A 15,129-nucleotide genomic window follows, 5' to 3' on the forward strand; every position below is an offset into this window, starting at 1 on the left:
CGGCACAGCCGAGGTCGCCCGCGTCGCCTGAACCTAAAGGGGAAAGGGGAAGTCACGCCTCAAGCCGCCTTTCTGCAACAACGCCCGTTCAGACGGTCGATCGACAGAAAGCGCGGCACGCCATTCGGTGGAAGGAATGCCGCAGCGGTGATCCCCGGATAGCGCGTCGTCAACGCCTCCAACCGCTCCGCGCTCCCGCGCTCCGGCGCCAGCAGCGCCCTGAGGCATTGCGGGGTCAGAATGAGGAACGGGCCGATCTGCTCCTCCACATCGGGCCCATGCTGCGCGAGCTCGTCCCAAAGCGTTACTGCGTGTTGGCGCAGCCAAGGGTCCGCCGTGAGGTAAACGGGCCGTTGTCCTCGCAGCCTTGGAGCCATATGGGCCCGCAGCGCGGCCTGGGTCCCGGCCAGCGGGGTTCCCGGGCCACCATGACGGGAAAGCGGCGATGTCGTGTCGTCCCGGCTGATCACCCACCGCTTCGCCCGCGCGAGTGCCCGCGCAAAGGTTTGCGCCACCGGCGCCGGAGCCGTGCCGCGCTGCTTCAGCATAACGATGTCCGGGCGGATGCCGACCGCGCTGCCGTCAGCGAAGCGGACCGCGACGGTCGTGTCGTCCCGACGGATGGCAGTGCAAGCAGGAAGGCCAAGCCCGCGACAGAGGCGCCGGGCGAGCAGCAGCAACGCTACGACGCGCTTTCGCCTTCGAACAGGTCGTCGCCGAGTGCGGTGACGGCCCGGTTCAGTGAGGCCTGCCCATCGATCAGCAGACGCTGTGCCTTCATGACCTCCTGAAGCTGCGCTGCCAATTCCCGGACCTCCTCCCGCTGCTCGCGCTGCGCCGAGATCACGGTCGCCAGATCCTGCGCGATGGTTTGGGTCGCGACGAGGATCTGGCGCAGGGCCTCTGCCAGCTGCCGACCCAGCTCTTCCTGATCCTGCGGCCGGCGCAACAGATCCAGTAGCGCGGTCAGCGGCAGGACCGTCTCGTAGGTCTCGCTCGAGACGTGCTGGATTTCCCGCTGCCGGTCCAGGAGCAGGCGCAGGGCCTGCAGGATCTCCGTATGCGCCGTCTCTGACCCATTGATTTTGCGCATTCCTGGCTTGGGTGGTCTCTGCCACCTGTCCGTCGAAGCAGACGGAGAGGCGATATGGCAGATGGTGGAGAAGGTTTTGTCGGTCTGTGCGAGGTTGTTGAGCCTCGGCGCGGGAACCGGCGGTGGCCAGACGAGGTGAAGGCTCGGATCGTGGCAGAAAGCCTCGCTCCTGGAGCACGGGTGATCGATTGACCGGTTTCACGGTGCAGCGTCATCGGATCGCTCGGGGGTGACCTGACCGCTCTCCGCTTCCCGGGTGATGGGTGCCAGAGCCACCGCCAGGTCTGCCTCCGTCAGGAAGCCCCGCGTCTCGAGATCGCGGGCGAGGCTCTCCAGGAGCGGCCGATGCTGCTGGAGAGCCTCGAGCGCAATGGTGAGCGCACGGTCGAGATCTCGCTGCATGTTCTGCCGCTGCACTTCCGGCAGCGCAAGCAGCGTTGTCGCCGGAGGGGGCGCACCAATCGAGAGATGGCCCAAATCCCCCAAGGCCAAGGCTCAGGTGCACGCGATGAGGGTTCCGCGCGCCGGGCGATTGCTCAACCCACGCCGAAAGGCGTAAATCAGCTACCGGCTCCGGTCGCGGCTGGATGAAAGTTCAGTGGCAGGTCACCGGAGCCGGCATTTCTCGGACGAGGAACTGCTCGACGCGCTGCGCGCGATCCTCCAGCGACAGGGCATGCTGTCGGGCCTGATCATCGACGAGGAGGAAAACCTGCCGTCCTCCAGCGCCTATCGCTGCCGCTTCGGCAGCCTCCTGCGCGCATACCGTCTGATCGGATACGAGCCGGATCGCGACTACAGCTATATCGAGGCAAACCGGGCTTTGCGGCAGGCACATCCGCAGGTGGTGGCCGAAATCATCGCCGGCATCACCCGGCACGGCGGGTGGGCCGAGCAGGACCCCGGCACCGACCTTGTGCGTGTCAACGACGAGTTCACCCTGTCCATCGTTCTGGCCCGCTGCACGGCGACGGCAGCCGGGTCGCTGCGCTGGCGCATTCGTCTCGACACCGGCCTGGTTCCCGACATCACAATCGCCGTGCGCATGGACGAGGCGAACGAGGCGCCGCGCGACTACTACGTGTTGCCCAGCATCGACATGACCTTCGGGAAACTGAAATTCGCCGAGCAGAACGGGCTCGCCCTCGATGCGTACCGGTTCGACACGCTCGATTTCTTCTACGCGCTCGCCTCGCGGGCCAGGATCGCGGAGGTGGCGTGATGCCCGACGACATGGAGCCGACGAGCCAGAAACAGGTGACACTGATCCCGACCGAACGGATCCGCGTTCTCAATCCCCGCGTCCGCAACCGTCGCACCTTCGAGGCGATGGTGGAGAACATCGCACGCATCGGCCTGAAGCGCCCGATCACCGTCGCGCCGCGCGCCGGGACAGATCCGCAGGAATACGACCTTGTCTGCGGACAGGGCCGCCTCGAGGCTTTCATCGAACTGAAGCAGGACCGCATCCCGGCCCGAGGCGGTGAAGGCCCGGTCGCGCAGGAGATCGATCACGGTGCCCGTGCCCTTGAAGGCGGGGCCCTCCAGATTGACGCCGCAGCGCGCGTCGCCAAGCGCGGCATCGCAGGTCGCCTGAAACGTCCGGCCGACTGTCTGGCCCAGCACATGGGCCAGGGAGCGCACCTCGGCGATGAAGGCCAGGCGCCCGCGCCGGATCTGACGCCCCGCGGGCGATTGCCCGGGCGTCGAGGTCGTGAAACGGTTCGTCCCGTGCCTCGCGCATGCCCTGCCGGGCGAGGGCCAGATTCTCTTCCGTGGCCCATTCGGCGAAGGCGCGGAACGTCCCGGTCACGTGCTGCCAGGCAGCGCGTGCAGGCGTTGGCGGGACGTAGAGCGGGTTGCGTCGGCTGATCGAGCGCTGGGGCCGCAGCCCCCGCATGGCGGCGTCGACCACTATCTTGCGCAGGGCCGCCCGGGTCGGTTCCTCGCCGCGTTCCAAGCGATCATCGAGGGTGCGACGCACGATGCCGGGGTCTGCTGCCTCGGCGTCCCGGAGCTGACGGGCCTCGTGGATCTGATCGCGTCGCAGGCCAAGGTCGGCGGCGGCGGCCATCGCGTTGGAGCTTTCAACGCGATGGCCGGCGCCATTGTGCGCGCCGAAGACTTCGCCCCGTGCCTGTGCGGCATCGTATTCGTCGGCCAGCCGACGCTTGGCACATGCCTCGATCTCGAGCGCATGGGCCTGCGCGCGATGTGCCGCCGCGACGAGATCGTCATGGGCGCTCTTGGCGCGCTGCAGGCGGGCGGCGCGTTTGGCCACATCGTAGGCGAGACCGGCAACATCGCGCGCCTCGAGCACCTCGGCGGCGGTCTTCGCGCCCGAGAGCATGCTGGCGGCGCGGTCGATCAGGCTGGGCAGATCCTGCGCCTTCGCGGAAATCGGCGCGAGGGCGGTCATTGCCCGTCCTCCTGCGGCAGGATCACGATCTTCAGCGCGCCGGTCTTCACCGTGCGGGCGGGCTCGAAGCCCTGGCGGATCGCCTCGGGCCAGGCGGCATAGGCGCGCTCGGGTACCTTGAAGGTGATCTCGACGCATTCAGACGGATCATCGCCGGCGGCACGGATCCGCTCGACCATGGCGGCGAGCTGGGTCTGGTCCCATTCGACGCGCTTCGGCAGATCGGCGACCACAGTGAAATCGCCATCGGCGAGGCGAACGGTGCCGGTGTCCTTGCCGCAGGCGCGGCGGGCCTCGGCGGCGCGGGCGGCGTAGCGGACCTCGAGCGCGGTACTGAGGCGCGCGGTCACGGCCTTCATCTGCTTCGCGGCAGCGTCGATCTCGCGCTGCATGGCGGCCAGAAGCTCGACCGGAAGCTGGGCGATCTCGCCCGCGGGCAGGTTGATCAGATCGTTGATGTTGGGGGTGTTCTGCGGGAATGGCATGGGGGCCTCCGTAATGGGGGATAGGGTCAGGCGGCCTCGAGGAGGCGCATCGAGAGGGCGGCGCCGGCGGGTCCGGGCTTCGGACGGGCGACGGCGATGTAGGCGAAGTGGTCGGGGCCGAGCCGGGCCTGCACGAGGTGGACGAGCCGCTGCTCGGCGGCGCGCAACGCGGCGGCCGCGACACCACGCAGGGTGCGCTGGCGCTCGGGCGTGAGGTTCGAGACGGCGCCGGTGGCGTCGACGGCGAGGAAGCCGCGGTGATAGACCAGCGCCTCGCCCGGGGCGGCTTGCGCGATCCAGGCGGAAAGCCCGACCTCGTCGAGCGCGGGACCGGCGGCGCCGAAGATGGACACGACGCGGCTGCCGTGGATGGCGGAACGGCGTTCCATCATGCCGCCCCCCGCACGCTGTCAGCGGTGTGCGTGAGCTGGTCCTTCTCGAAGGCCAGGATGTCCTCAAGGCGGTAGACTACCCGGCCGCCGAGTTTCATGTAGGCGGGGCCTTCCCCGGCCCATCGCCAGCGCTCGAGCGTGCGGTGCGAGATCGTCCAGCGCCGCGCGAGCTCCTTCTGTGTGAGGCAGGTTTTCTGCTGCATCGTTCTCTCCCGGTGTCGTTTGTCGGGAGCACGATGCGAAATCCCGCGAGGGGATGTCGTCAGGATTGGAGTGGGATGCGGAGGGGGATCGTCAGGAGCCTTGCAATCCAAGGGAGAACGGCTCTGTGGGGGATCGCCATTCCCCTCTCATCCCCCGGCACATCCCACCGCAGGGATCGAGAGGGCGCGCGGATGGGAGGGATGGCGCGGACTCAGAGCCCGAGCAGGCGATAGGCGCCGCGGCCGTCCGACTCGATCAGCAGGCGCCAGTTCTTTTTCGACTTGAAGACATCGGACATCTTGAGGCTGCGCGAGCCCGCGGCGGCGAGGATCGCCTTCCCGCTCTGCCAAGGCTCGCCGCACACGGCAGCCTCGTGCAGCGCGCGCACGACCTGCGCCTGGATCGCACCCAGCCGGAAGTGCTGCCCGTTGCAGCGCACGTCCTGGTAGTCGGCCGAGGCGCGAAAGGCGCCGGGCCGCGGGCCGACAGCCGCGCCGGCGAATCCCGTTTCTGCTTCAAAGCGATCACGCTCTTCACGCCGAACGTAGAGATCGCGCTGGCGCACGGTGATGGTCTCGCGCTTCCCGGTCAGGCAGGCATAGTCCGCCTTGTGCGACCGGAAGCGGCTGAGCTTCACCTCGCCATGCCGGAACAGCTGGAAGACGTCATGGGCCTGGAGATCCAGGAGCCCGTTGAACGGGCCCCGCTCGAATGGCACGGAGAAGCGCTCCCCTTCCGGCGTCTCATCATAGTCGCCGAGCTCGACGGCCAGGTTGAACACCCGGATCGACAGCCGCAGCTGATCGTTCTCGGCCAGATAGACGAGGTCCGCCTCGGACATGGACCAGCGCTCGAGGATCTCCGGCAGGGTGAAATACGACTTCTCGATCTCCATCCGGACCCTCGATTCCCATGTGCGATTGTTTAGGTTTTGTTCTAATCGCTTGACGGGTCCGTATCAATCCTGTTTTATCCTATTTCATCCACATACCCTTGGGGAAAACATGACCGAGCAGCATACCCTGGCCGACCGCCTGCGGGCCCGCGCCCAACAGCTCGGTCTGACGCCTGCCCATGTCGCCGAGATGGCCGGCGTGAACCGCTCCTTCGTCTACGACATCCTGCGCGGCCGCTCCGCGCGCCCCGGCATCGACCGGCTGGCCGAGGTCGCCCGCGTGCTGAAGGTGGACCGCGACTGGCTGATCCACGGTATCGGCGAGGTCGAGGGAACGCCCCCCTTCGTGGACAATCCCGACGATGCCTTCGTGGCCATCGCCCACGCCACCCCGCGCCCCGCGATGGGCGGCGGCGCGGTGGTAACCGAGGACGGCGACACGCCCGGCCGTGTCTATCACTTCCGCCGCTCCTGGATCCGGAACAGCCTGAAGGCCAGCCCGTCCCAGCTGCGCATCATGCATGTGGAGGGCGACAGCATGGCGCCGACGCTGCTGAGCGGCGACGCGGTGCTGGTCGACATGACCCGTCGCGCGCCCAACCCGCCCGGCATTTTCGTGCTGGACGACGGGATGGGGCTGGTCGCCAAGCGGCTCGAGCACATCCCCAACAGCGACCCGCCCGCGGTGCGCGTCATCTCCGACAACAAGCACTACCCCGAGTACGAAAGAACGGCCGACGAGATCCACATCGTCGGCCGCATCCGTTGGTTCGCTCGGGAGATCTGAGGTGATCGCGTTCCGGGAGATCGACGATGTCGACCCAGCGCTGGTGCATTCACCGATGGTATGATTTGGTCTACGGCTCCAAGCACACCAAGATCAAGAAGTGGCTTGTTCTTCTTCACCATCCGCAGGGGGAAAATTGATTACCAGAGATCCTGCGCGCACTTCCTTTCCGGAATCAAGCTTCGCGCGAACTCTGAGCAAAGCTGGGGCAGAAAAGACCAGTGGAGTCCATTGTATTGGAACTACAACTGATAGAACTTTCTCACCTACATTTTCCGCCGCAGAGTCAGAGTTTTCTAAGAATGCTTCCGGCGCGATCCTTGTCTCAGCCGCAAATATCTCGGAGGCCTCTCCATCCTCAACTTTCGTCACGCTCAAATTCAATGTCTCGAACGTATTCCCGCGGGGGAATCGAAGATTCACGAGTGCGGCAAATGTCGGCAACACTCCAGGAGGGGGGTCGCTAAAGTTCAACTCTGAAGCATAACAACCAACGAGTGTAATCTTGCCATTTATTTCATGTCTGATGTCATCACAGAAAACCGTGATTCCGTAAGCCTCTTCCGTCATGAGGCAATCTTTTCAAGGTTGAATTTGGAAGTGGGGTTGATTGTTCCGCTCGCGGCACCAGTGGATTGGCCCGGCAGCTTGAGGACATGATCAGCAGATCTTGTAACGTTCGACTGCTTTACCCGCGGGCGATCAACGAACTCGATGTAAACATCTTTGTCAAAAGCATGTGCAAATTCCGCAATGGAACGAGCCGTAAGGTTGGCGCTCCCTGTCAATCTCCTGTTGATCACAGAACGATCAACGCCAAGAATAGTAGCAACCTCTTGCTGCGTCTTTCCAGTCGCAACAAAAGCCTTCTGGATCTTCTTCTGCAGAAGCGAGATGAATCGCGCAGCCTTGCGCGATTTCGGATCAAGCTTTATTTGATATGACATCTGCGTAGCTCCCTCCCGTCACGCATTTTGGCTCGTCCAGAGCAATTTGATTACGGACATAAACTGTTTGAGCTATGTAACGTCCATAGCTATTGTCGACGAGAATTCTATCCTTTGAATCGCCATAGCAGCAAATGAATGCATCTCTTTGCGGCGCCCAACCAAAGATCCGTACCTCCTCTGTTTTGAGCTCCCAAACATATCGGTCGGGCGTCCAACTGAGCTTTTTGAACCGCCGATCTGAGAAGAAATCGTCGCCGGAAACGTATTCCGCGAAAAGAGCAAAGACTTGTTCGAGCGGCGTAAGTTCCGCGTACAGCGGATTGTGTGCCAAGGTCGGCAGGACCTGGTCAAGCCACCCGAGAAAATCCATTGTTCCATACAGCGTTCTCCATGGCAGCTCGTCGGGCTCCAAGGGGTCGATGGCATCTAGGACACCCGAATCGCAAAGCTCTGCCAGTGTTGCCATATATATCAACAGACTCTTACTGCAAGGTAAAGCGTGCGTACGCTAGCCGCAGGAGAATGCTGTGGCAATCGGTCCGCTCCCTCTAGGCTTGTCAGGCTGACGTAACCATTCAACTAGGGGATGCCTGCTGAGGTGGACATGCGATGCAGTAAAGGCAACCTCGGTGCATCACAGTCATCAACAGAAAGCTTCGATCTACTTCGCGCCACTACGACAACCTCTTGTTTTAACTTGAATTCCCCTGCCGCGACCGGCGAACACGGAGCAAACCGCCTCAGGAGGTTCGCTCCCTATGCCAGACGACATCGCCTTCGCGCCGCCCGCCGAGACGCTCACCACCGATGAGAGGCTGGGGGAACTGGCAGCCATCCTCGCCAGCGCTATCGCGCGCACCAACCCACGGGAAACGAACGAGAACTCTCTGCTCGACGGAGACAGTTCGCTGGACATTCTCGCCCTCAGACGCCGTCGTCGGAGACAGGTGCAAAACCGAGTTGGAGACGACGCATGACGAAAAATCCCAGGAAATCAGGCGCAAAGGCTGCGCTCGCGCGCCAGGCGGAGGGGATTGACGTCCTGGCCGAACTGGCCGCACTGAAGGCGATGACGGTGCCCGAGCTGCAGGGGAAGTGGCGGGTCATGTTCGGCGCGCCCGCGCCGAATGCCAGCCGAGGGAACCTGGAACTGCGGATCGGCTACCGCATCCAGGAACTGGCCCATGGCAGGATCAAGCCCGCGACGCGGCGCACGCTGGACGCGCTGGCGGCCGAGGTCGCCTCGGGCGCGCCGGGTCCGCTGATCGCGGATCCCCGCCGCCCTATCCCCGGCACCAAGCTGGTGCGCGAGTGGCAGGGCGAGGAGCATGTCGTCACCGTCCTGACAGAAGGTTTTGAATGGCAGGGGCGGCGCTTCAAGTCGCTCTCGGCCGCAGTGCGGGCGATCACCGGCAGTCACTGGAACGGGTGGAAGTTCTTCGGGCTGGCCCATGGTGCGGAGGCCCGCCCATGAGCCGTGCGAAGCCCGAACCCGTCCGCCGCCTGCGCTGCGCGATCTACACCCGCAAGTCGAGCGAGGAAGGGCTCGACATGGAGTTCAACAGCCTCGACGCCCAGCGTGAGGCCTGCGAGGCCTACATCGCCAGCCAGCGGGCGGAGGGATGGGTGGCGCTCCGCGACCGCTACGATGATGGCGGCTTCTCTGGCGGGACGCTGGACCGGCCCGCGTTGGCGCAGCTGATCACCGACATCGAGGCCGGGCTGATCGACGTGGTCGTGGTCTACAAGATCGACCGCCTCAGCCGCGCGCTGATGGATTTCTCGAAGCTGGTCGAGGTCTTCGACCGCCACGGCGTGACCTTCATCTCGGTCACCCAGTCGTTCAACACGACCACTTCCATGGGCCGCCTGACGCTGAACATCCTGCTCAGCTTCGCCCAGTTCGAGCGTGAGGTGATCGGCGAGCGAATCCGCGACAAGTTCGCCGCCTCCCGCCGCAAGGGCATGTGGATGGGCGGCCCGGTGCCGCTCGGCTATGTGGTCAAGGACCGCAAGCTGGTGATCGAGCCCGCCGAGGCCGAGCACGTCCTGACGATCTTCCGCCTCTATGCCCGGTCCAGCTCCACGGCGCAGGTGCTGAAGGAACTGCATGCGCGCGGGATCCGCACCAAGCGCGGCACGGTGTTCGACCGGGGCTACCTGCTGAAGTTCCTGCACAACAAGGTCTATCTCGGCCTCGCCGTGCACAAGGATGAGGTCTATCCCGGTGAGCACGCCGCCATCATCGACCGGAAGCTATGGGACGAGGTCCACGAGGTCATCGCCAACAACCGCGTCGCCCGCGGGGCGGTGGCGCGAGCGGCGCAACCGGCGCTCCTGCGCGGGCTGATCTTCACCGAGACGGGCGCCGCCATGACGCCCCACCACACCAAGCGGAAGGGCAAGCGCTACTGCTACTACACCTCCATGGACGTGATCCGGAAACGCCCGGCGGCCGAGTTGCGCGGGCCGCAGCGGCTGCCGGGTGCCATGGTCGAGGAGGCCGTCATCGGCGAAATCCGCCGGATGCTGCGCACGCCCGAGGTCGCGGCGCGCACCGCGCGGGCGGTGCGGAAGGACCGCCCCGATCTGGATGAGACCACCGTTGTCGCCGCGCTGGCGCAGTTCGACGATCTCTGGAAGGCGCTCATCCCGGCCGAGCAGGCGCGCATCGTCCAACTGCTGGTCGCGCGCATCACGGTGAGCGAGGCGGGCCTCGCCATCGACCTGCGCCATGATGGCCTCGGCGCCATCGCCGCGCTGATGGCCCCGCCGAAGAAGGAGGTTGCCTGATGCCCGCGCCCGAGACCCTGCGTGTCCACATCCCGCTCGAACTCCGCCGCCGCGGGGGCCGCCCCCGGATCCTGCCGCCGAAGCATGTCGAGGCCGCCATGGGCCGCGGGCAGGATCCGCACCTCCTGCGCGCCATCGGCCGCGCATGGGGCTGGCGGCAGCGGCTGGAACGCAGCGACGTCGCCACACTCGCCGATCTGGCCGCCGACGAGGGCCTCTCCGACCGCTACGTCAGCCGCCTCCTGCGCCTCGCCTGGCTCGCGCCTGACGTCCTCGAACGGTTGGTCGTCCACCGCGAGCCCAGCACGATCAGCATCTACGACCTGTGCTTTGTCGCGTCCCTGCCTTGGGACGAGCAGCCGGGGCGAGTGTTCGACTGAGGTTCCACATTATTGGTGGGAATTGCTGGTCGTCTCACCGTTTCCGCGAGGGTATGGTTCCTTCGACGTGTCGAAAGGAACTCCATGAAGATCGGTCAACTAGTACAGCACAGCATTTCGGCGATCTTCCAGCACTGCGAGCGGCAGGATCCGAGTGAGCTCGTGCGCCTTCAAGATGCGCGTTACTCCAAAGAGACATTCGACATCAACTATCCGTTCTGCCGGCCAGTGGACAGGATCGGACAGACCGACCGTGTCCGCTATTGGAGTCGGGAGTACATCGTGAATGGCATTCCCGTCCGGGTCACGAGCCAATGGTTCAATCCACCGACCAGCAGGAGCCTTCCGCTGTTACGCAGCTATCTGGCCCAGCGGGGGATCGCAGTTGCACACTCGGCCAATGAAGTCGCTCCCGATACTGGGCAGCCCGACGCCATCTTGCGGGCTGCTCGGGGGCGTTACAAGGGCAACGCGATAGGGAACGCACAGAACTATCTGGTCCGAAACATTCTGAGCCGCCTCGGGGACGAGCAATTCAGCGCGGTGCAGTGGCAGGGCGTCATCGAGGAGTTCAGCCGCGCCTGCGCATACTGCGGCGCCGAGGGCGAACTGGTCATGGACCACGTTGTTCCCATCAACAAACAGGCGCTTGGCGAACATCGGCTCGGGAACCTCGTGCCGAGTTGCCGTGCCTGCAACGCGAGGAAGTCCGAGCAGGATTTCCGAGACTTCCTCGCAGGCGACCACGCCAGGATCGCCGCCATCGAGGCGCATATGGTCAAGTACGGCTACCGGCCGATCGGCGATCATGATCAGCTTCGCGAGATCATCGACCTTGCCCATCAAGACGTTCGGCATCTCGCTGACCGGTATGTTGCGATCATCAATACCGTGCTGCGCGGCGAAGAGAGCGATCAGGACTAGACGGTCAAGCCGACCACCGCCACCGCTACGCGCCATTCGGCCAGCGCACCCAGCGGCTGCGCCTCTCGCGTGTTGTGTGTAGCGCGACACGAAATCTTGCAGGGCGTGACAGAAAGGTTTGCAGCAAATGACTTTTGCGGTGCTGTTGCGGCGCACCAGCTTTCGGACAGCGGTGCACTACCTTTCGGACGAAAATTTTGCAGCAGTGTGAAGTCGAGCTTCTGCTGTAGCCTCTTTGAGGCGGGCAGTTCCTAGGGGCGAGTAGGAAACAGTCTCATCTGACGAGGAGCCACAAGGCGATCTTTCAAGCGGATCAATGATCCTGACCTCCTCAACCGACCCTCGGCATCCTTCACATCAACTTCACCCTCTCCGGACAATAGCGAAAGGACATTGAAGAGGTCACTGTTGGTTGCCGCCGTGTTATTGCCTACTGCGTGTAGGAAGTTCTCTACAGTCAGTTCACCTTGCCGCATCATCCCGAAAACGCGCCTCGGCAGCTCGTTTTTCAGCTCTTCAACAAGCTTGATCCGATCTTGATCGCCGAAGTGAAAAAGGGACGATTCGCTTTCGAGAAGCCTGTTGTCGAAGCCTAGTTCGAATAGGCTACCCGGGCCATAATGCCTGAAGCTGTTTTGCTGCTCCCAGTGAATGGTCAGCATCTTGTCTCTCGCCGCTTGGTTGCGGGAAAGATGGGCGATCATGATCCAGCGCGTCTCAGGTTGCGAGTAGAGCATGAAAGGAGTGAAAAACGCAGCCCCACTGTTCGCGCCTATAAAGTGCATCAGATGACGTTGTGCGATCATCCTATGAGAGTGTTCGTCCGTTTTTTTGCGCCAAGCCGCCAGAAACGCGTTATCGACCCCAAACTGCTTCACGAGTTCGGGTGCGTCTGCGTCTTTTGGCAAATAATTCAGAAGCGCGTCGATTGAGAACGTTAGAATTATCTCAGCGCTCGGAAGATTCTTAAAAATATCTTGTATCGCTTGCATCGGAACATCTTTGTATCCGAACTGGTCCAAAATGAAAATTGAGCGGCCTTTTCGCTGCCGTTTTTTGATGTCCGAGATGATCGCGGGCAAAACACCTTCAAATGAGCCAACTTTGAGGTGAATATTGCGCCCAAGACCTTCACCGTAGGGTGACGCCTTTAGCGTTTCACGGAGATGTTCTACGTGAGCAGCCTTCTGGTCACTAAAGTGATACGTGGCATTAATGCGTAATGGCTTTGTTCTGCCGATGTTGAGACGAGATTTTGCTGCTGTGACTCGATCCAGTATGGCCAATGGGGAGCCCGCGCGCGTGCTCTCTCCTAGCTGATACAGACCCCCGCCACAGAAGGCATCAACCAACGTTATATTCAGGTCGTCGATGACGGGCTGCGGCGCCACAGTGTCGAAATACACGTCAAGATAACGCTCAATAACCCTTAACTTGCGGTCGGAGTGGGGCATGATCGGAGGGAGCGGCTTGCCATTTCCCCAAGAGAAATTGTCGTTCATTGTTGAAGCCCACTACTTGAAATACTGTAGATGAAAGTTGCGTAGCCAGACCTAGTTCACAGCACTAGGGGGTGAGTGGCATCTCATCCCAGGTTCGCCCGCGGTACTCGCGGCCGTTTGCCTTCTTTGATCTCCGCTTGTTGTCAGCTCCCCATGTTCCCCACTGTTTGAAGAAAAAAGCGACAGAGTGTTCGGCGCATTGGCTGTATATGCCATCGACCCATGATATGTTGAGTGGACGTGCGGACCTTCCGCTTTCTCCACCCACGATAGCCCAGTGAATTCCTGTAAGGTTCATCGTACCAACGCTGCCGATCAGTGGTTCGAATGATATGAACCTTATGGCGGCCGGAACGGCACGAAGCTCCGCAATGCGATAATTTACTTCAGCTGACTCTACACTGGTTCCTAGCCAAACGTTTGGAAGAACAGTGTTCATCTTCCCGACTACCTCGGCCATGCGGTCGGGTCTCTTTGTCAATATTTGGTACATATGGTGTGGCGTGTCTGCCATCACTTCCCAAACACGGTGGATGAAGTCGGTAGAAACCCCATCGTGGAACAGGTCGCTCATGGAGTTCACGAAGATTTTTCGTGGCTTCCGCCATCTCTTTGGCAGTTCCAGCGAAGCACTGTCTTCACGAACTACGCCGTTCCAGACAGTGCGATTGCCGCTCTTGCGCGTGAGTCCTGCGTACTTTTGGGTACCCATGGCCTCAAGTCTGCGAGCCATGTCCATCGCGTAACAGTTCCTGCAGCCAAGGCTCATGATGGAGCAGCCTGCAACTGGGTTCCAAGTCGCATCGGTCCATTCAATTTGCGTCTCAGACATTTGGCTTCACCCCGATCTCTGCGCTTCACTTTTAGCGTACCGTGTGAGGTTTGCAGTGTCATGCATATGCTGCACTCACCAGTAGTGACTGTCAGGATTTTTACTTTGGCGACGGCCAAAGCAGTCGGAGTTGCTGCCGCGCGCCAGCTTTGGCAGAGGTGCGCGCTAGCCCGCGCAGACAATTATTTCCACCGTTGCCCCTGGGTGTCAGGATCTGGAAACTTGGCGTGACGTCGGCAGGTTCCTGACACCTGAAGCGATTAGGCCTCGCGCCGCGCCCAGCATCTCCTGGACGGGCCTCGACAGGTGGTCGCGGAGAATCACCGGGTTGCCTAGATGGTGTCACGCTCTAACTGTCAGCGCTGATCCGAGCTAGCTGTCGCGGAGAATTTTTTCGAGCGATTTGCCGTGGTGCTTGAACGAGGAGCGAGCTTCCCGGCGGCCCAGCGATCGGGGATCAGGGCGATTATGAGACCAGTCCCTCCAAGCGCGCCACCCCGGCATGCAGCGCTTCCGCCAGCGTATCGAAGTCCCGGCCTCGCCCGCGATCCAAGTGGCGCAGGCCGCGAAGAAGAGGGCGATCTGCTCCAGCAGACCGGACGAGGTTTCAGGGGGCATGGGTAATCCTTGCAGGCAATGAGGGCGGCCGGCGCCGGGTGATGGCGCCGACCTGATTATCAGGGGCTGGTGAACAGATCGGAGCGCATCACGACCCCAGCATGCCGTATCGGGTCGCACGCCCAAAGCTGAACAGCTCTTCGAGGCCAGGGTGGTTGGTGCCGTTCGCCCCGGCGCGGTCCAGCGCCGCCACGCCCATCATCTCGATCCACTGCGGCCCGTCGATCCACTGCCATGACGCAAAGGCAGAGCCCGTGTTCCATGCCGCCATCTGGGTCTGCTCGCGGTTGATCCGCGCCTGCAGCCAGCTTGATTTGCGCGCGGCGCTGTCGGTCATGAGCAGCTCGGCCCCGGTCGCCCGGAACGCATCAGCGATTAGGCCGAGGCGCTGGCCGGTTTCCGTGACCGACAGCTCGTTCATGCCCCAGGCCGTGATGACCAGATCATAGGGCTGCAAGGCCAGCGCGTTGTTGCCCCAGGTGGTGAACACTCCGCCGCTGCTGACAAAATCAATCGTGGCCGAGCCAGACCGGCAGTAGTTGTCATAGGTCAGATCGGTGCCGAGCGTGTAGCCCATCGCCTCCAGCCCCGCGATCAGCTGCCAGGGGAAGCCGATCTTGGTGTGGTCGGTGTAGTTGTCGCCCGTGCGGCCGATCTGGGCCGAGGTGAAGGTGGGAACCTGCGACGTGTAATCGGCCTGATATTGCAGGACGTTCACATCCGTCAGGTAGATCAGACGGTCGCGGTTGCCGTTGGGTGCTGCCGCCCCGGCATCCGATCCGCTGGCCTGGGTGATGCTGTCGCCGATCGACAGGATGCGCAGCGGCTGCCTGCGCCCCACCTTGCGCATGAACC

At 62.8% G+C, this 15,129-nt stretch carries 21 protein-coding genes and 3 pseudogenes; 10 read left to right on the forward strand and 14 right to left on the reverse strand.

Going from position 1 to position 15,129, the window contains the following annotated elements; genetic code table 11:
- Window positions 1-59 precede the first annotated feature (59 nt).
- A complete protein-coding gene (locus tag AC2SGK_RS17265) occupies window positions 60-680 on the reverse strand; it encodes a hypothetical protein (RefSeq protein ID WP_488324659.1) in 621 nt (206 codons plus the stop codon).
- A 2-nt stretch (window positions 681-682) separates the two neighbouring features.
- A complete protein-coding gene (locus AC2SGK_RS17270) occupies window positions 683-1,093 on the reverse strand; it encodes a hypothetical protein (protein ID WP_488324660.1) in 411 nt (136 codons plus the stop codon).
- A gap of 54 nt (window positions 1,094-1,147) precedes the next feature.
- Between AC2SGK_RS17270 and AC2SGK_RS17275 the strand changes: the two genes are divergently transcribed.
- Window positions 1,148-1,285 (forward strand): transposase, encoded by a 138-nt coding sequence (locus AC2SGK_RS17275; protein WP_488324661.1) that lies wholly within the window; start codon window positions 1,148-1,150, stop codon window positions 1,283-1,285.
- Window positions 1,286-1,291: 6 nt separating this feature from the next.
- On the opposite strand, the gene AC2SGK_RS17280 is transcribed toward AC2SGK_RS17275, so the two are convergent.
- Window positions 1,292-1,570, reverse strand: a complete 279-nt coding sequence (locus tag AC2SGK_RS17280; protein WP_488324662.1) for a hypothetical protein — start codon at window positions 1,568-1,570, stop codon at window positions 1,292-1,294.
- Window positions 1,571-1,703: 133 nt separating this feature from the next.
- On the opposite strand from AC2SGK_RS17280, the pseudogene AC2SGK_RS17285 reads away from it, so the two are divergent.
- Window positions 1,704-2,315: pseudogene (locus AC2SGK_RS17285) on the forward strand (recombinase family protein); the annotation flags it as partial.
- Window positions 2,315-2,569: pseudogene (locus AC2SGK_RS17290) on the forward strand (ParB N-terminal domain-containing protein); the annotation flags it as partial. The pseudogenes AC2SGK_RS17285 and AC2SGK_RS17290, both read left to right, overlap by 1 nt.
- Here the strand turns inward: AC2SGK_RS17290 and AC2SGK_RS17295 are convergent.
- A pseudogene (locus tag AC2SGK_RS17295) lies at window positions 2,567-2,773 on the reverse strand (baseplate hub domain-containing protein); the annotation flags it as partial. The pseudogenes AC2SGK_RS17290 and AC2SGK_RS17295 overlap by 3 nt on opposite strands.
- A gap of 34 nt (window positions 2,774-2,807) precedes the next feature.
- Here AC2SGK_RS17295 and AC2SGK_RS17300 point away from each other — a divergent pair.
- On the forward strand, window positions 2,808-3,614 hold the full coding sequence (locus tag AC2SGK_RS17300; protein ID WP_488324677.1) for a hypothetical protein: 807 nt from the start codon (window positions 2,808-2,810) through the stop codon (window positions 3,612-3,614).
- On the opposite strand, the gene AC2SGK_RS17305 is transcribed toward AC2SGK_RS17300, so the two are convergent.
- From AC2SGK_RS17305 to AC2SGK_RS17320, 4 genes are all read right to left on the reverse strand, one after another.
- Entirely contained in the window at window positions 3,509-3,997 is a 489-nt protein-coding gene (locus AC2SGK_RS17305; RefSeq protein ID WP_488324663.1) for a hypothetical protein, read from the reverse strand. The genes AC2SGK_RS17300 and AC2SGK_RS17305 overlap by 106 nt on opposite strands.
- Before the next feature lie 26 nt (window positions 3,998-4,023).
- A complete protein-coding gene (locus AC2SGK_RS17310; RefSeq protein ID WP_036707921.1) occupies window positions 4,024-4,389 on the reverse strand; it encodes a hypothetical protein in 366 nt (121 codons plus the stop codon).
- Window positions 4,386-4,592 (reverse strand): helix-turn-helix transcriptional regulator, encoded by a 207-nt coding sequence (locus AC2SGK_RS17315; RefSeq protein WP_036707919.1) that lies wholly within the window; start codon window positions 4,590-4,592, stop codon window positions 4,386-4,388. Before AC2SGK_RS17315 ends, AC2SGK_RS17310 begins: the two co-directional genes overlap by 4 nt.
- A 212-nt stretch (window positions 4,593-4,804) precedes the next feature.
- The gene (locus AC2SGK_RS17320) at window positions 4,805-5,488 is read right to left on the reverse strand and encodes a hypothetical protein (protein ID WP_488324664.1); all 684 of its coding nucleotides are present in this window, start codon (window positions 5,486-5,488) and stop codon (window positions 4,805-4,807) included.
- A gap of 109 nt (window positions 5,489-5,597) precedes the next feature.
- On the opposite strand from AC2SGK_RS17320, the gene AC2SGK_RS17325 reads away from it, so the two are divergent.
- Entirely contained in the window at window positions 5,598-6,275 is a 678-nt protein-coding gene (locus tag AC2SGK_RS17325; protein WP_488324665.1) for an XRE family transcriptional regulator, read from the forward strand.
- Window positions 6,276-6,368: 93 nt separating this feature from the next.
- Here the strand turns inward: AC2SGK_RS17325 and AC2SGK_RS17330 are convergent, their stop codons facing one another.
- The 3 genes from AC2SGK_RS17330 to AC2SGK_RS17340 are packed head-to-tail and all read right to left on the reverse strand — an operon-like array spanning window position 6,369 to window position 7,691.
- Complete coding sequence (locus tag AC2SGK_RS17330) at window positions 6,369-6,845, reverse strand: hypothetical protein (protein WP_488324666.1); 477 nt, start codon at window positions 6,843-6,845, stop codon at window positions 6,369-6,371.
- A complete protein-coding gene (locus AC2SGK_RS17335) occupies window positions 6,842-7,222 on the reverse strand; it encodes a helix-turn-helix domain-containing protein (RefSeq protein WP_488324667.1) in 381 nt (126 codons plus the stop codon). Before AC2SGK_RS17335 ends, AC2SGK_RS17330 begins: the two co-directional genes overlap by 4 nt.
- Window positions 7,200-7,691 carry a hypothetical protein gene (locus tag AC2SGK_RS17340; protein ID WP_488324668.1) on the reverse strand — a complete coding sequence of 164 codons (492 nt, stop codon included), beginning with the start codon at window positions 7,689-7,691 and terminating at the stop codon, window positions 7,200-7,202. The genes AC2SGK_RS17335 and AC2SGK_RS17340 overlap by 23 nt, the downstream gene beginning before the upstream one ends.
- Before the next feature lie 292 nt (window positions 7,692-7,983).
- On the opposite strand from AC2SGK_RS17340, the gene AC2SGK_RS17345 reads away from it, so the two are divergent.
- From AC2SGK_RS17345 to AC2SGK_RS17365, 5 genes are all read left to right on the forward strand, one after another.
- Window positions 7,984-8,202, forward strand: coding sequence for a hypothetical protein (locus AC2SGK_RS17345; RefSeq protein ID WP_488324669.1), 219 nt, complete (start codon window positions 7,984-7,986; stop codon window positions 8,200-8,202).
- Window positions 8,199-8,699: a DUF2924 domain-containing protein gene (locus AC2SGK_RS17350; protein ID WP_488324670.1), complete on the forward strand. Its 501-nt coding sequence runs from the start codon at window positions 8,199-8,201 to the stop codon at window positions 8,697-8,699. The genes AC2SGK_RS17345 and AC2SGK_RS17350 overlap by 4 nt, the downstream gene beginning before the upstream one ends.
- Window positions 8,696-10,018, forward strand: coding sequence for a recombinase family protein (locus AC2SGK_RS17355; protein ID WP_488324671.1), 1,323 nt, complete (start codon window positions 8,696-8,698; stop codon window positions 10,016-10,018). Before AC2SGK_RS17350 ends, AC2SGK_RS17355 begins: the two co-directional genes overlap by 4 nt.
- Window positions 10,018-10,398, forward strand: coding sequence for a hypothetical protein (locus tag AC2SGK_RS17360; RefSeq protein WP_488324672.1), 381 nt, complete (start codon window positions 10,018-10,020; stop codon window positions 10,396-10,398). Before AC2SGK_RS17355 ends, AC2SGK_RS17360 begins: the two co-directional genes overlap by 1 nt.
- A gap of 84 nt (window positions 10,399-10,482) precedes the next feature.
- Window positions 10,483-11,322 (forward strand): HNH endonuclease, encoded by an 840-nt coding sequence (locus AC2SGK_RS17365; protein ID WP_488324673.1) that lies wholly within the window; start codon window positions 10,483-10,485, stop codon window positions 11,320-11,322.
- Window positions 11,323-11,573: 251 nt separating this feature from the next.
- On the opposite strand, the gene AC2SGK_RS17370 is transcribed toward AC2SGK_RS17365, so the two are convergent.
- The 3 genes from AC2SGK_RS17370 to AC2SGK_RS17380 all read right to left on the reverse strand — a co-directional run.
- A complete protein-coding gene (locus tag AC2SGK_RS17370) occupies window positions 11,574-12,824 on the reverse strand; it encodes a three-Cys-motif partner protein TcmP (RefSeq protein WP_488324674.1) in 1,251 nt (416 codons plus the stop codon).
- A 64-nt stretch (window positions 12,825-12,888) separates the two neighbouring features.
- A complete protein-coding gene (locus tag AC2SGK_RS17375; protein WP_488324675.1) occupies window positions 12,889-13,656 on the reverse strand; it encodes a phage Gp37/Gp68 family protein in 768 nt (255 codons plus the stop codon).
- A 706-nt stretch (window positions 13,657-14,362) separates the two neighbouring features.
- Window positions 14,363-15,129 (reverse strand): hypothetical protein (locus AC2SGK_RS17380; protein ID WP_488324676.1); only part of this gene is annotated, 767 nt, incomplete at its 5' end.

This window comes from Paracoccus sp. NIOT.M2S5SZ12 (assembly GCF_057748165.1).

Bases quoted from the DNA above. Each gene is read 5' to 3' on its own strand.
- AC2SGK_RS17270 (WP_488324660.1), bottom strand. From the start codon at position 1,093: ATGCGCAAAATCAATGGGTCAGAGACGGCGCATACGGAGATCCTGCAG.
- AC2SGK_RS17275 (WP_488324661.1), top strand. From the start codon at position 1,148: ATGGCAGATGGTGGAGAAGGTTTTGTCGGTCTGTGCGAGGTTGTTGAG.
- AC2SGK_RS17305 (WP_488324663.1), bottom strand. From the start codon at position 3,997: ATGCCATTCCCGCAGAACACCCCCAACATCAACGATCTGATCAACCTG.
- AC2SGK_RS17310 (WP_036707921.1), bottom strand. From the start codon at position 4,389: ATGATGGAACGCCGTTCCGCCATCCACGGCAGCCGCGTCGTGTCCATC.
- AC2SGK_RS17315 (WP_036707919.1), bottom strand. From the start codon at position 4,592: ATGCAGCAGAAAACCTGCCTCACACAGAAGGAGCTCGCGCGGCGCTGG.
- AC2SGK_RS17320 (WP_488324664.1), bottom strand. From the start codon at position 5,488: ATGGAGATCGAGAAGTCGTATTTCACCCTGCCGGAGATCCTCGAGCGC.
- AC2SGK_RS17325 (WP_488324665.1), top strand. From the start codon at position 5,598: ATGACCGAGCAGCATACCCTGGCCGACCGCCTGCGGGCCCGCGCCCAA.
- AC2SGK_RS17330 (WP_488324666.1), bottom strand. From the start codon at position 6,845: ATGACGGAAGAGGCTTACGGAATCACGGTTTTCTGTGATGACATCAGA.
- AC2SGK_RS17335 (WP_488324667.1), bottom strand. From the start codon at position 7,222: ATGTCATATCAAATAAAGCTTGATCCGAAATCGCGCAAGGCTGCGCGA.
- AC2SGK_RS17340 (WP_488324668.1), bottom strand. From the start codon at position 7,691: ATGGCAACACTGGCAGAGCTTTGCGATTCGGGTGTCCTAGATGCCATC.
- AC2SGK_RS17345 (WP_488324669.1), top strand. From the start codon at position 7,984: ATGCCAGACGACATCGCCTTCGCGCCGCCCGCCGAGACGCTCACCACC.
- AC2SGK_RS17350 (WP_488324670.1), top strand. From the start codon at position 8,199: ATGACGAAAAATCCCAGGAAATCAGGCGCAAAGGCTGCGCTCGCGCGC.
- AC2SGK_RS17355 (WP_488324671.1), top strand. From the start codon at position 8,696: ATGAGCCGTGCGAAGCCCGAACCCGTCCGCCGCCTGCGCTGCGCGATC.
- AC2SGK_RS17360 (WP_488324672.1), top strand. From the start codon at position 10,018: ATGCCCGCGCCCGAGACCCTGCGTGTCCACATCCCGCTCGAACTCCGC.
- AC2SGK_RS17365 (WP_488324673.1), top strand. From the start codon at position 10,483: ATGAAGATCGGTCAACTAGTACAGCACAGCATTTCGGCGATCTTCCAG.
- AC2SGK_RS17370 (WP_488324674.1), bottom strand. From the start codon at position 12,824: ATGAACGACAATTTCTCTTGGGGAAATGGCAAGCCGCTCCCTCCGATC.
- AC2SGK_RS17375 (WP_488324675.1), bottom strand. From the start codon at position 13,656: ATGTCTGAGACGCAAATTGAATGGACCGATGCGACTTGGAACCCAGTT.